This window comes from Achromobacter pestifer, assembly GCF_013267355.1.
Classification (GTDB): domain Bacteria; phylum Pseudomonadota; class Gammaproteobacteria; order Burkholderiales; family Burkholderiaceae_B; genus Achromobacter; species Achromobacter pestifer_A.
In genome coordinates, this window is record NZ_CP053985.1 from 16,003 (window position 1) to 27,842 (window position 11,840).

Annotated in this window: 14 protein-coding genes; 5 read left to right on the forward strand and 9 right to left on the reverse strand. The window is 67.1% G+C overall.

What is annotated here, in order from left to right:
• The first annotated feature begins 31 nt into the window (after positions 1-31).
• Together FOC84_RS00555 and FOC84_RS00560 are read left to right on the forward strand one after the other, a co-directional pair.
• Complete coding sequence (locus tag FOC84_RS00555; protein WP_173142709.1) at positions 32-1,321, forward strand: aromatic ring-hydroxylating dioxygenase subunit alpha; 1,290 nt, start codon at positions 32-34, stop codon at positions 1,319-1,321.
• Between the two features lie 17 nt (positions 1,322-1,338).
• Entirely contained in the window at positions 1,339-1,857 is a 519-nt protein-coding gene (locus tag FOC84_RS00560; RefSeq protein WP_173142710.1) for an aromatic-ring-hydroxylating dioxygenase subunit beta, read from the forward strand.
• A gap of 75 nt (positions 1,858-1,932) precedes the next feature.
• On the opposite strand, the gene FOC84_RS00565 is transcribed toward FOC84_RS00560, so the two are convergent.
• The 5 genes from FOC84_RS00565 to FOC84_RS00585 all read right to left on the reverse strand — a co-directional run bounded on the left by FOC84_RS00565 (position 1,933) and on the right by FOC84_RS00585 (position 6,348).
• The gene (locus FOC84_RS00565; RefSeq protein ID WP_173142711.1) at positions 1,933-2,553 is read right to left on the reverse strand and encodes an N-carbamoylsarcosine amidohydrolase; all 621 of its coding nucleotides are present in this window, start codon (positions 2,551-2,553) and stop codon (positions 1,933-1,935) included.
• Between the two features lie 31 nt (positions 2,554-2,584).
• Complete coding sequence (locus FOC84_RS00570) at positions 2,585-3,634, reverse strand: 2,5-dihydroxypyridine 5,6-dioxygenase (RefSeq protein ID WP_173142712.1); 1,050 nt, start codon at positions 3,632-3,634, stop codon at positions 2,585-2,587.
• 30 nt (positions 3,635-3,664) lie between these two features.
• Positions 3,665-4,489 (reverse strand): alpha/beta fold hydrolase, encoded by an 825-nt coding sequence (locus FOC84_RS00575; RefSeq protein WP_173142713.1) that lies wholly within the window; start codon positions 4,487-4,489, stop codon positions 3,665-3,667.
• A 20-nt stretch (positions 4,490-4,509) separates the two neighbouring features.
• On the reverse strand, positions 4,510-5,472 hold the full coding sequence (locus FOC84_RS00580) for an amidohydrolase family protein (RefSeq protein WP_088139884.1): 963 nt from the start codon (positions 5,470-5,472) through the stop codon (positions 4,510-4,512).
• 249 nt (positions 5,473-5,721) lie between these two features.
• Complete coding sequence (locus FOC84_RS00585; RefSeq protein WP_173142714.1) at positions 5,722-6,348, reverse strand: nucleotidyltransferase family protein; 627 nt, start codon at positions 6,346-6,348, stop codon at positions 5,722-5,724.
• 61 nt (positions 6,349-6,409) lie between these two features.
• Here FOC84_RS00585 and FOC84_RS00590 point away from each other — a divergent pair, with 61 nt between their 5' ends.
• Positions 6,410-7,399: an XdhC family protein gene (locus FOC84_RS00590; RefSeq protein WP_173142715.1), complete on the forward strand. Its 990-nt coding sequence runs from the start codon at positions 6,410-6,412 to the stop codon at positions 7,397-7,399.
• Positions 7,400-7,420: 21 nt separating this feature from the next.
• Here the strand turns inward: FOC84_RS00590 and FOC84_RS00595 are convergent, their stop codons facing one another.
• Positions 7,421-7,888 (reverse strand): MarR family winged helix-turn-helix transcriptional regulator, encoded by a 468-nt coding sequence (locus FOC84_RS00595; RefSeq protein ID WP_371818898.1) that lies wholly within the window; start codon positions 7,886-7,888, stop codon positions 7,421-7,423.
• A gap of 198 nt (positions 7,889-8,086) precedes the next feature.
• Positions 8,087-8,995, reverse strand: coding sequence for a LysR family transcriptional regulator (locus FOC84_RS00600; protein WP_173142716.1), 909 nt, complete (start codon positions 8,993-8,995; stop codon positions 8,087-8,089).
• A 122-nt stretch (positions 8,996-9,117) separates the two neighbouring features.
• Here FOC84_RS00600 and FOC84_RS00605 point away from each other — a divergent pair, with 122 nt between their 5' ends.
• Both FOC84_RS00605 and FOC84_RS00610 read left to right on the forward strand, forming a co-directional pair.
• Positions 9,118-10,080 (forward strand): 3-hydroxyacyl-CoA dehydrogenase family protein, encoded by a 963-nt coding sequence (locus FOC84_RS00605; RefSeq protein ID WP_173142717.1) that lies wholly within the window; start codon positions 9,118-9,120, stop codon positions 10,078-10,080.
• On the forward strand, positions 10,077-10,931 hold the full coding sequence (locus FOC84_RS00610; RefSeq protein ID WP_173142718.1) for a 3-keto-5-aminohexanoate cleavage protein: 855 nt from the start codon (positions 10,077-10,079) through the stop codon (positions 10,929-10,931). Before FOC84_RS00605 ends, FOC84_RS00610 begins: the two co-directional genes overlap by 4 nt.
• A gap of 16 nt (positions 10,932-10,947) precedes the next feature.
• Here FOC84_RS00610 and FOC84_RS00615 read toward each other — a convergent pair whose 3' ends face one another.
• Positions 10,948-11,478, reverse strand: coding sequence for a SecDF P1 head subdomain-containing protein (locus FOC84_RS00615; RefSeq protein ID WP_173142719.1), 531 nt, complete (start codon positions 11,476-11,478; stop codon positions 10,948-10,950).
• Between the two features lie 71 nt (positions 11,479-11,549).
• Positions 11,550-11,831: a YadA family autotransporter adhesin gene (locus FOC84_RS33575; RefSeq protein ID WP_438800903.1), complete on the reverse strand. Its 282-nt coding sequence runs from the start codon at positions 11,829-11,831 to the stop codon at positions 11,550-11,552.
• Between the last annotated feature and the right edge of the window lie 9 nt (positions 11,832-11,840).

Sequence of the window (11,840 nt, forward strand, 5' to 3'; positions counted from 1 at the left end):
ATTACCGCCCCCGCATAGACAGGAGCTTTTCATGTATCAATCGCAAACCGTCATCGGCCTTACGATGGCGTCCAAGGATGCCGCCCTGGCCGACTGTGTCTGGCCGGAAGACGCGCTGCACTACATCCCGGACTGGGTCTATACCAGCCGCGCCGTCTACGACCAGGAAGTGGAGAAGATCTTCCACGGCAAGACCTGGAACTACGTGGCCCTGGAAGCCGAACTGCCGAATCCGGGCGACTACAAGCGCTCCTACGTCGGCCCCACCCCGGTGGTGGTGTCGCGCGCCGAGGACGGCTCGGTCAATGTCTTCGAAAACCGCTGCGCCCACCGCGGCGCCGAGTTCTGCCGCCACAGCCAGGGCAACGCCAAGGAATTCGTCTGCCCCTATCACCAGTGGTCCTACGACCTGAAAGGCAATCTGCAGGGCATCCCCTTCAAGCGCGGCGTGAACCGCGAGGGCGGCATGCCCAAGGATTTCAAGAACGAAGACCACGGCCTGCGCAAGCTGCGCGTCACCACGCGCAATGGCGTCATCTTCGCCTCCTACAGCGATGAGGTCGAACCGATCGACGAGTACCTGACGCCCGAGATCCTGGCCGATTTCGACACCGTCTTCCCGGGCAAGAAGCTCAAGATCCACGGCTACTACCGCAACGAGCTGCCGTGCAACTGGAAGATGTACCACGAGAACCTGAAGGATCCGTACCACGCGACCCTGCTGCACTCCTTCCTGGTGGTGTTCGGCCTGCTGGTGGCGGGCAACAAATCCGCCATGCTGGTCGACCCGGTGCACGGCCGCCATGGCACCATGGCCTCGGCCAAGAGCGAGGACAAGTACGCCAGCGTCAGCGAAGAGAACAAGAAGGAGATGCGCTCCTTCCATGACGGCTTGCACCTGCAGGACGACCGTTTCCTGGAGTTCATCAAGGAGTTCGATTCGCCCTGGTCGGTCACCATGCAGACGGTGTGGCCCAACCTGATCGTGCAGCGCGAAATGAACACGCTGGGCGTGCGCCAGATCGTGCCCAACGGGCCCGACAGCATGATCATGCAATGGACCATGTTCGGCTACGAGGACGACACGCCCGAAATGGAGCGCCACCGCCTGCGCCAGGGCAACCTGATGGGTCCGGCGGGCTTTCTCGGCCTGGAAGACAACGAAGCCATGAAGTTCGTGCAGGAAGGCGTGCGCCGCGCCAGCACCGACGTCAACGTGCTGAAGCTGGAATCCGGCAAGCAAGGCACCTCCAACACGCTGATCTCGGAAGCCGCGATCCGCTCCATGTACAGCTATTACCGCGGCGTGATGGGCTTCTGAGGCAGGAACCGAGACACATGAGAACCCGATTCGAATTTTCCCCCCGCAAGATCGATCCCACGCGCGCCATCGCGCTGCGCCTGGAGATCGAGGAATTCCACGCCGACTATTGCGCCGCCCTGGACGCGGGCCAGGTCGAAGCCTGGCCGGACTTCTTCACCGAGGACGGCCTGTACCGCGTCACCGCGCGCGAGAACGCCGAACTGGGCCTGCCCGTCGGCCTGGTGTACTCCGAGGGCCGCGCCATGATGCACGACCGCGCCGTGGCCATCTCGCGCACCCAGATGTTCGCCCCGCGCTACATGCTGCACCTGGTCAGCAATACGCGCGTCATCAGCGAATCCGCCGACGGCGAGATCGAGTCCCAGGCCGCGTTCATGCTGATGCAGACGCTGGTGGAAGGCCCCACCACGCTGCACCTGGCCGGCACCTACTACGACCGCCACACGCGGCAGGACGGCGTGCTCAAGCTGAAGGAACGGCAGGTGGTGTATGACACCACCATCCTGGCCAACGACCTGGTCTATCCCGTGTAACTACGGAAGCCGCCAAGGAAAAAGGGTTGCACCGCAAGGCGCAACCCTTTTTTTGTACCGGCATGCCGCGCCGGTTCAGGCCTGCGTGGCGCGCACGGCTTCGTCCCGCGTCAGCACGGTGGCGTACTTCTGCTGCATGTCGAACAGATTGGCGTCATGCGGGCCGATGGCGCGGTCGCCCACGCAATCCGACACCACCAGCGGACGGAAGCCGTACTGCATGGCGTCCACCACGCTGGCCCGCACGCAGCCGCTGGTGACCGCGCCCGCCACCAACAGCGTCTGCACCCCGCGCTGCGACAGCCAGGCCGCCAGGCTGGTGCCGAAGAACGCGGAGGGCACCGTCTTGCGCACCACCAGCTCGCCAGCCGCGGGCGCAAGCTGCGGCACGATGGCGCTGTTGTGGTCCGCTTCCTTCAGGGTCAGCATCCCCGGCACCTTCAAGGTGAAGATGTTGTGGTCCGCGTCGTCGTCGGCGAACACGATGCGGCTATGCGCCACCGACCAGCCCTGCTTGCGCGCATGCGCCAGCAGACCCACCGTCTGCTCGATGGCCTGGGGAATGTTGCCGCCTCCGAATACCGCCGGATCGGCGAAGCCGTTGACCAGGTCCACGATCAACAGGCCGTAGGGCGCCTTGGGCGCCATCGCAGCGCCGAAGCCCTGGCGCGCGTAGGCCGAGATATCGTCATTCATGCTTGGAACTCCTTGAGCGATGATTGTGCGCCTAGGCCTCGCGGCCCGCGCCGTCCAGTACTTTGCCCTGGCGCACCACGTCCTCTCCGTCCAGCCGCACGGTGCAGGCGCGCAGCGGAATGTCGATGTGGCAGGTCGTGGTGCGATTGCCGCCGGCCTCGTTGTTGGGACCCAGCGAGAACAGGAAATTTCCCTCGTAGGCCCGCGCGTCCATGCCTATGGTGGCTTCGCGGTCGTACAGGCCCAGCGTGGTCCAATGCGCGCGCGGCTGCAGGCCCCAGCCTATGTGCGAAATCGCGTAGGCTTCGGGATCCTTGAACGAGGCCACGTACTCGCGCAGCAATTCCGCGTCCACGCCGCCGTCGATGCGCGTGGCGTAGCCGTTTTCGACCGTCAGTTCGATCGCCGAACGCACGTAGAGCTTCTGCGGCAGCAGGATGTCGCCCACGTCGATCACGATCTTGCCGTTGGCGCCGCCCTCGTTCGGCCAGGTCAGCACGAAGCCACTGGGCCAATGATCCCAGCGCCCCGGCTCGTCGACGAAGCCGTACTCGCTGATGGCCGGGAACTCGCCCAACGGGCAGCGCAGGTCCGTGCCCGCGTCGGACACCACGCTCATCTCGCGCGCCGCGCCGATGCGTTCTGCAGCCGCCTTGACCCGCGCGCGGTCGGCTTCGGTCGGCACCAGCCGCGCCAGCACTTCCGGCGGCTCCACCGCCAGCAGGATCTTGGTGCCCGCGGCCAGGATCTCGTGCTGTTCCGGCGAGAACAGCAGCGTCATCAGGTCCAGCACCAGATCGCTTTCCTTCAAGGCCGCGATCGCGGCCTTGTTGCCGGTCAGCGGCGTGGTGCCCAGATAGGCCAGCGAGTCCCGGCTCAGCGCCCGCTCGCCGTTGATGGGCGGCAGGTCCAGACGATTCACGATGGCGCCCATGGCTTGCGTCGCGATCAGCGCCGTGGACAGGGTTTGCGGATGGGTCGCCGCGCTGGTCAGCACCGTGACGGTCTGCCCCGCTTGCAGCTTGGACAGGGTCAGCACCTGCTGCCAGGCCTTCACCATTTCATAGTCGCTTATGGGCATGATGCCCTCCTTGCCAGCTGGTGCCGAAAGTTACGGGCGCGCCAGCGGCGCGCCCAGGAAGTCGCCGAAGGCCGCATAGAAGCCTTCCTCGTTGTCCCACGGAATCATGTGGCCGGCGGCAGGCACGCGGTGATGCTGCGCGCCGGGCGCCAACCGCTGGATCTCGCTCACGTCGGCGTCCTGCACCACATCGCCCCGTTCCGCCGTGATCAGCAGGACCGGCACGTCCAGGAGCGGCAGGTCGGCGTGGATATCGTCGCTCTGAAAGGCTTCGAAGCTCTGGATGATGGCGCGCTCGTCGCAGGTGTGCAGCCATTCGGCGCGCAGCTGGCGCTGCTCCTCGGTCCAGGTCGGGCAGAACGCGCGCATGGCCTCGGCGTCCATGCCATGCCGCGCCTGCGCCATGGAGTCGACGTACCAGGGCAGCTTGGCGGGATACGGCCGGCGGCCGGGGCCCGACACCGGCGGATCGACCAGGACCAGGCGGCTCAAACCGGCAGGCTTGCCGCGCCCGGCGCGCACGCCGATGCGCCCGCCCATCGAATGGCCGACCACGCTGTAGCGCGCCAGGCCCAGCGCTTCCGCGAAGGCCAGCACGTCGGCGGCCTGCGCGTCCAGACTGTAGTCCAGCGCCGCGCCGGCTTCGGACAGGCCGCGGCCGCGCACGTCCAGCACGTAGGTATCGAAAGCGGCGCCGAAGCGCTCGCCGACGAAACCCCAGGTGACTGCGGGGCTGGTGATGCCCGGCACGATGATGACCGGATCGCGCCCCGCGCCGCGTTCGCCGCCATAGCGCAGGTAATGCTGGCGGATGCCATTGGCATGGACGTTGCCGCCGTACAGGAAGTTGCTCATGTCAGTCTCCCAGACCGGGCTCAGAGTTTGAACAGGCGCCGCGCGTTGCCGCTGCAGATCAGTTCGCGGGTCGCGTCGTCCATCGGCGTCTGCTCGATGAATTCCACGGCCAGCGCGGTCGATTCGTAGGGATAGTCCACCGAGAACATCACCGCCTCGCGGCCCATTTCGGCGATGGCCGCCATCAGCGTGGGAGGCGAACAGACGCCCGAAGTGGTGATGAGGATGTTGCTGCCCAGGTATTCGGAAGGCGCGCGCGCCAGCTTGATGCCGTGCGAATAGACCGCGAAGCGGCTGTCGAAACGCCAGCGCAGGAACGGCAGGCCCTCGCCCATGTGCCCGAGGATCAGCTTGACGCCGGGGTAGCGGTCGAACACGCCGCCGAACAGCAGGCGCAGCGCATGGGTGGCCGTTTCGACGCCCCAGCCCCAGCACGCGCCCACCAGTTCCGGGTGGCCCGAATAGGCCTGCGGAATGACGTAGGGGTCCGACGGGTGCAGGTAGACCGGCACGTCCAGTTCCTGCACCTTTTCCCAAAACGGGTCGTAGGCGCGGCCGTCGTAGTACACGCCATTGGTGTGGCCGTTGATCAGGGCGCCCTTGAAGCCCAGTTGCTTGACGCAGCGCTCCAGTTCGGCGGCGGCAACCAGCGGATCATGCATGGGCACGGTGGCGAAGGCGCCGTAGCGCGTCGGGTGGCGCGCCACCTGCTCGACCAGGAAATCGTTGTTCTCCTTGGCGCGGCGCAGCGCCACCGCGGCGTCGGCTTCGGCCTGCACGCCCGGTCCGGTCTGCGACAGGATGACGTAGTCGATGCCGCCGCGGTCCATTTCGCCCAGACGGACTTCGTCGAAATCCACCAGGCGCGCGGCCAGGTCGGCCAGCACGGCGGGATCGATGTGCTGCGCGAAGCTCTTCGAATAGTCCTTGAATCCGACCGCGGTGTAGTGCTCCTCAAACGCGATCTTGCGTACTTTGCTCATTCCCCTACTCCCAGTTTGATGGCCCGGACCCTGTCCTGCCACGGCGCGTCAGCATTGTTTATCAGTACACTGACTATTACATCGGAACTATCGGAATCGCGCGCAGCCGCTTTCCCATTGGGAACAGCCCTGCGGAGGCCTCCGAATTTACGTCAGTATACTGACTTTATAGTCAGCGTACTGACAAATTAGGGAAATCCCGGAGCGCAAGAAAAAGGCCGCCGCGGCGGCCTTGCCAGCGGGTGGCGTTCAGCCGGCGTCGCCCAGGTCGGCGGGCGTGTCGACATCGCGCAACACGCCAGGATCATCCGTCGGGACCAGATGCAGGCCGGGCTGCCTGAGCAGCCGCCGCGCGCCTTCGTCCCCGCTCAAGACCGCAAGTTGCGGCAACAGTTCGGCGCGAAATCCCACGGGGTGGCCGCGCTGCCCCTGGTACGAGGGCGCGGCCATCGGTGCGTGAAGCAGCGCGTCCAGCACGCCGTCCAGGCTGGCGCGGCGGATCCAGGGCATGTCGGCCAACGCCACCAGCACGGCTTCCGGCGTGGCGGGCAAGCCCAGCAGATACTGCGCCGCGGCGGCCAGGCTGGCGCCCATGCCCTCGTCCGCCCGGTCCGTCTCCAGCACCCGGCAATCTTCCGTCCGCAGCAATCCGGCCAGGGCGGCGCTGCCGGGACGCACCACGGCGACGACCATGTCCACCGCCGCGCGCAGCATCCGGGCGCTGGCCGCCGCCACGCACACGCCCTGCGGCAAGGGCGCCAGCAGCTTGTCGGCGCCCGGCCGCTGCGCGGCGTAGCGCGAGCCCTGCCCCGCCGCCAGCAGAATGCCGACACGCGCGGGGCCCGGGTAGGGATAGACACTAGAGACATTCGACATGATGATCAGTATAGTGAATATAGGCCGTGGCAGCGTCGCGGCCTTTCACTGTGAGAAGCCGATGAACGCTCTGGATCTGGACGTATTGCAACATGCGCGGGACTGGGTGGCCGCGGGCAGCCGCGTGCACCTGGTGACCGTGGTGCAGACCTGGGGCTCGGCCCCGCGCCAGGCCGGCGCCATGCTGGCCCTGCGCGAGGATGGCCGTATGGTCGGTTCGGTTTCCGGCGGCTGCATCGAGGACGACCTGATATGCCGTGCCCGCGAAGGCGCGCTCGAGGATGCGCCCGCGCGCCTGACCTATGGCGTCACCCGCGACGAAGCCGCGCGCTTCGGCCTGCCTTGCGGCGGCACCTTGCGCCTGATCAGCGAACCGCTGCGCGACACGCAATGGCTGGACCTGGTTCTGGAAGCCATCCGCGGCCATCGCCTGATCCAGCGCACGGTGGACCTGCAGGACGGCCGCAGCTCGGTGTCCCCAGCCGGTCCGGCCGACGGCCCGGACTTCGACGGCCGCATCTTCCGCAGCGTGTACGGGCCGCGCTGGCGGCTGCTCATCGTCGGCGCCAACCAGACCGCGCAGGTGCTGGCCAACATCGCCGCCACGCTGGATTTCCACGTCACGGTCTGCGACCCGCGCGAGGAGTTCCACGGCGACTGGAGTTTGTCCCGGACCACGCTGATTACCAGCATGCCTGACGACGCGGTGCTGGAGATCGGCACCGACGAACGCACCGCCATCGTGGCGGTCACCCACGATCCCAAGCTCGACGACATGGCCTTGCTGGAAGCGCTGAAATCGCGGGCCTTCTACGTGGGCGCGCTGGGTTCGCGCGCCAACCAGCAAAAACGCCGCGAACGGCTGCGGCTGTTCGACCTGGACGAGAGCCAGATCGCGCGCCTGCACGGCCCGGTGGGCCTGCGCATCGCCAGCAAGACGCCAGCCGAAATCGCGGTCGCGATCGCCGCCGAACTGATCTGGGTCCGCAACACGCTGGGGGACGTCGAAGCCGCCCGCAGCGCGCCGCAAGCCAGCGCGCTGCAAGGCTGAGACTGGCCGCCGGCCCCAGCCTTACATAGGCTTGAGCGTGGTGCGGCTGTACTGGTTATTGGCTTCCACCAGGGTGGAAAGCAGCTTCATGAAGATTTCCTGATTGCGCGTGGACAACGGCTCCAGCAGGCGCTGCTGGGCGCGGGCCATGCCTTCCTGCAGAATGCCCATGATGCGCAAGCCTTCCTGGGTGATCACGGCCTGGCGCGAACGCTTGTCGTTGGGATTGACGCGCCGTTCCACCAGGCCGCGTTCCTGCAGCCGCTTGACCACGTCCGCGGTGGTGGTGCGGTCCAGTCCCAGTTCCATGCCGATGGCGGTCTGGTCCAGCCAGGGGCTGAGCGACAGCGCGGTCAGCACGCCATACTGCACCGGCGTCACGTTCTGCGTCTTGCACTCCTCGTAGAACATGGCGTAGTGGATCTGGTTCAGGCGCCGCACCAGATATCCGGGACGCGACCAAAGCACCTGCTTGGCCGGATCGAAAATCATGCTGTCTGTCTTATGAGTTGCGACGCGCTTCTGGGACGTCGTCTTTTTCTGTACATCCGGCACGTTGAGGCAGCTCCAATTTAGTTAGTGCACTGAGGATAATACCACCGGCCACCCCATGTCGAGCGGCGCGCTGCGGGTAGTTGCGTGAAATCAAAACCGCCGCGCTCGAAACCGGGCGAAGGACCGCGCAAGCTAGCGCGCCTGCTCCGCCAAATACTCCTTCAAAGTCTGCACCAGCGCCGCCGCGGCCGGCGACAGGCTGCGGTTGCGCGCGGTCACCAGCCCGATCGAGCGCTCGGCCACGGGGCCGATCAGCGGCCGCTGCACAATGCCGTTTTGCGCCACCGCGCCGGCGGCGATCTCGGGCAGCGCGGCCACGCCGAATCCGCATTCGACCATGGCGACGATGGTGGTCAGGTGCACCGCTTCAAACACGGGCGTGAAGCGGATCCGGTTCTGCAGGAAGGCCCATTCCGTGTACTGCCGCACGCTGCTGGGCTGCACCATGGACACGTGCGCCGCATCCGCCGTGTCGGCCCAGCGCAGCGGCCCCCGGGCGCGCGCCAGCGGATGGGCTTGCGGGATCAGCAGCAGGAAGCTGTCGGACATCAGCGGCACATAGTGCAGGTCGGCATGCTGCGGGTCGGCGGCGGTCAGGGCGAAGTCGACCTCGCCCGCGCGCACCAGGTCGAAGGCCGGCCCCGACAAGGTATCGCGCACCTTCAGGGCGACCAGCGGATGGGCCTGGCGATAGGCCATGAGCACGCGCGGCAGCAGGCGGGCGGCAATCGAGGGCAAGGCCGCCACCGATACCTGGCCCTGCTCCGCGTTGACGATGCCGCTGACGGCGGCGATGGCGTCGCGAAAAGCCACTTGCAAGGCGGCAGCCTGCTGCATGAAGACCTCGCCGGCGGCCGTGAGGCGCACGGTGCGCGTGGTGCGGTCGAACAGGCGCACGCCCAGCGCGTCTTCGATGCGCTGGATCTGCGTGGACAGGGCCGATTGCGACAGGTGCAGCTGCGCGGCCGCCTGGCGGAAGTTGAGCGTGCGGCCCAGCACCAGCGTGGTATCGATATCGCGCATCGAAAGATTGATCTGCATGCCGGAAGCGGCCTCTCTATTGATCTATATATCCGATCATTCTATCCAAAAAATCTGATTCATCAATCAAAGCGGGTTCTCTACACTCGCCTCCAGCGTAGTTTCAGACGAAGGAGCAAACCATGCAGACGGACGCGATAGCGCTGCCCAATCCGGGCGCGGCGCATGCGGTGGTGGTGGGCGGCGGCACCATGGGAGCCGACGTGGCCGTGGTATTGACCCGCGCGGCCTGCCGGACGACGGTGATCGAATCGAACGCCGAACGCGCGGCGGGCCTGCCCGCCCGGGTCGCGGAAAACCTCAAGACCATAGACCGGGAGGCGAACGCCGCCCTGCTGTCCACGGCCCCCAGCCTGGATGGCGTCGACTGGTCCAGCGTCGACCTGGTCATCGAGTGCATCCCCGAACGCCTGGACATCAAGCAGGCGCTGTTCGCGGACCTGGCGCGGCGCGCCCGGCCCGACGCCATCCTGGCCAGCAACAGTTCCAGCTTCCCGATCAGCGCCATCAGCCAGGGCCTGGATACGCGCGGCCGCATGCTGGGCCTGCACTTCTTCATGCCCGCGCATCTGGTGCCGCTGGTGGAGGTGGTGCTGGGCGCAGCCAGCGACAACGCCTGCGCCGACACGCTGATCGAATTCATGCGGCGTTGCGGCAGCGTGCCAGTGAAGGTGCTTCAGGACCTGCCGGGCTTTCTGGCCAACCGCCTGCAGCACGCGCTGTCGCGCGAGGCCTTCGACCTGATCGACCGCGGCATCGCCTCGCCGGAAGACGTGGACGCCGCAGTGCGCTTCGGCTTCGGCTTCCGCTTCCTGGCGGCCGGCCCCGTGATGCAGCGCGACCATGCCGGCATCGACGTGCATGCCGCTGCCGGCGCCACCATGTACCCCACGTTCTGCAACGCCAGCGAGCCGGCGCGCTGCCTGACCGAGCGCGCCCAGGACGGCCGCCACGGCATGAAGACGGGCGTAGGCTTTTATGCCTGGACGCCCGAGACCATCGCCGCCGAGCGCGCGCGCTACGACCGCCTGCTGCGAGCGGGGCTGGACTTGATTGCGCCCGAACTGCCGGAGATCAAACCGTGAGCAACGCGCCCCTGCCCCACGCCGCCCTGGCCGACTCGCCCGTCATCATCACCGTGGCGCCCAATGGCGCCTACAAAAAGGCCGCCGACCATCCGGCCGTGCCGATCACCGCCGAGGCCCTGGCGCGCGAAGCGCGCGCCTGCCTGGACGCCGGCGCCGCCATGATGCACATGCACGTGCGCAAGCCCGACGGCAGCCACCTGCTGGACGCCCAGGCCTACCGCGACGCCCTGGCCGCGGTGCGCGGCGCCGTGGGCGACGAACTGCTGGTGCAGGTGACCAGCGAAGCCGCCGGCGTCTACAAGGCGGCCGAGCAGATCGCCCTGGTGCGTGAATTGCAGCCCGAGGCCGTGTCCATCGGGCTGCGGGAAATCGCCGTGCCGGACATCCCGGAATCCGAGCTGGCGGCATTCCTGGCCTGGATCGCCGAGCGCCGCATCATGACGCAGATCATCCTGTACGACGAAGGCGACGTGCGCCGCTGGCTGGCGCTGCGTGCGCGCGGTCTGGTGCCGCCGGGAGCCTGGTCGGTGCTGTTCGTGCTGGGCCGCTACAGCGCGGGCCAAACGTCATCAGCCTACGACCTGTTGCCCTTCCTGGCCGCCTACGACCAGTCCCTGCCCTGGGCGGTCTGCGCGTTCGGCCCCGAGGAAAACGCCTGCGTCACCACGGCAGCGGCGTTCGGCGGCCACATGCGCGTGGGTTTCGAGAACAACCTGAAGCTGCGCGACGGCAGCACCGCGCCGGGCAATTCGGCGCTGGTGCTGCAAGCCGCGCAAGGCGCGCAGGCGCTAGGCCGCCCGCTGGCCACGGCCGCCGACGCGCGCCGCATCTACGGAGCAGTCGGCTAGCGCGGCCATGCCAGCGCTACTGCGCCTCTCCCAGGATGGCTTGCGCCACGCTGATCGCCTGCTCTTCCGAGTTCATCGTCAGGTTCAGGATGCCCTCGTCCATGGGGCCGGCGATGCGCGGCACGCCCACCAGCTTGCCGTCTATGGTGAAGACCAGCCATTTGCCTGAATACTGGCGGCCGATCCGCGCCAGCTTCTGCGCGCCGGGAGGCGTGAAGCGCAGACTCACGAAAGGCTGTCCTTCCCTGGTCTTCATCGGCGTGGCGGCGTTCAGATCGGCCCTGGTAAGCGCGGGCGCCAGCAAGAAGTAGTAGGTCTTGTCAGGCATGCGCAGCTCGCGCAGATCGGCGCCCGGCTTATCCTGCGCCAGACGGAACTCGACCGCCGGCGCCGCGGTTCGCGCCTGCGCGGCGGTCTCTTGCGCCGCCTGCGCGGGCTGGGCTGCGCGGGGCGCGGCAGTGGCGCCCTTCCGGGCCGCCATGGGCTGGCAGGCGGCCAGCATGGCGCTCGATGCGATCAAGGCAGGAAGAATGATGCGACGTGTCATGGCTGTATACCTCTCATGAATCATTGAGGATGCGGCGGCTGGCCGCAAGCCTGCGTTCGTGCTGCATGAATTCACCACTGATACCCCACTCCCACGCTCGCGCCGTAGTCGCCGCGCGAGGTGCTGCTGGCCAGGCCTTTCACCACCCACCTGCCGTTGTCGGACACCGTGGACAGCCCCATCGCAAAGCCGCTTTCACCGCGCCACGCGCCGCCGCCCATGCTGAACATGCTCCTGCCGGGCAGATAGGCCTGAGGCAGCGCGGACATGGCCATGGCGGAGGCGACGCCCGCGCTCAAGCGGTTGTCCAGCCCTTGCACGTCCTTACGCAAGCCCGCCACCTGGTTGTTCATGCCGCTTTC

Bases quoted from the DNA above. Each gene is read 5' to 3' on its own strand.
- FOC84_RS00555 (WP_173142709.1), top strand. From the start codon at position 32: ATGTATCAATCGCAAACCGTCATCGGCCTTACGATGGCGTCCAAGGAT.
- FOC84_RS00560 (WP_173142710.1), top strand. From the start codon at position 1,339: ATGAGAACCCGATTCGAATTTTCCCCCCGCAAGATCGATCCCACGCGC.
- FOC84_RS00565 (WP_173142711.1), bottom strand. From the start codon at position 2,553: ATGAATGACGATATCTCGGCCTACGCGCGCCAGGGCTTCGGCGCTGCG.
- FOC84_RS00570 (WP_173142712.1), bottom strand. From the start codon at position 3,634: ATGCCCATAAGCGACTATGAAATGGTGAAGGCCTGGCAGCAGGTGCTG.
- FOC84_RS00575 (WP_173142713.1), bottom strand. From the start codon at position 4,489: ATGAGCAACTTCCTGTACGGCGGCAACGTCCATGCCAATGGCATCCGC.
- FOC84_RS00580 (WP_088139884.1), bottom strand. From the start codon at position 5,472: ATGAGCAAAGTACGCAAGATCGCGTTTGAGGAGCACTACACCGCGGTC.
- FOC84_RS00585 (WP_173142714.1), bottom strand. From the start codon at position 6,348: ATGTCGAATGTCTCTAGTGTCTATCCCTACCCGGGCCCCGCGCGTGTC.
- FOC84_RS00590 (WP_173142715.1), top strand. From the start codon at position 6,410: ATGAACGCTCTGGATCTGGACGTATTGCAACATGCGCGGGACTGGGTG.
- FOC84_RS00600 (WP_173142716.1), bottom strand. From the start codon at position 8,995: ATGCAGATCAATCTTTCGATGCGCGATATCGATACCACGCTGGTGCTG.
- FOC84_RS00605 (WP_173142717.1), top strand. From the start codon at position 9,118: ATGCAGACGGACGCGATAGCGCTGCCCAATCCGGGCGCGGCGCATGCG.
- FOC84_RS00615 (WP_173142719.1), bottom strand. From the start codon at position 11,478: ATGACACGTCGCATCATTCTTCCTGCCTTGATCGCATCGAGCGCCATG.
- FOC84_RS33575 (WP_438800903.1), bottom strand. From the start codon at position 11,831: ATGAACAACCAGGTGGCGGGCTTGCGTAAGGACGTGCAAGGGCTGGAC.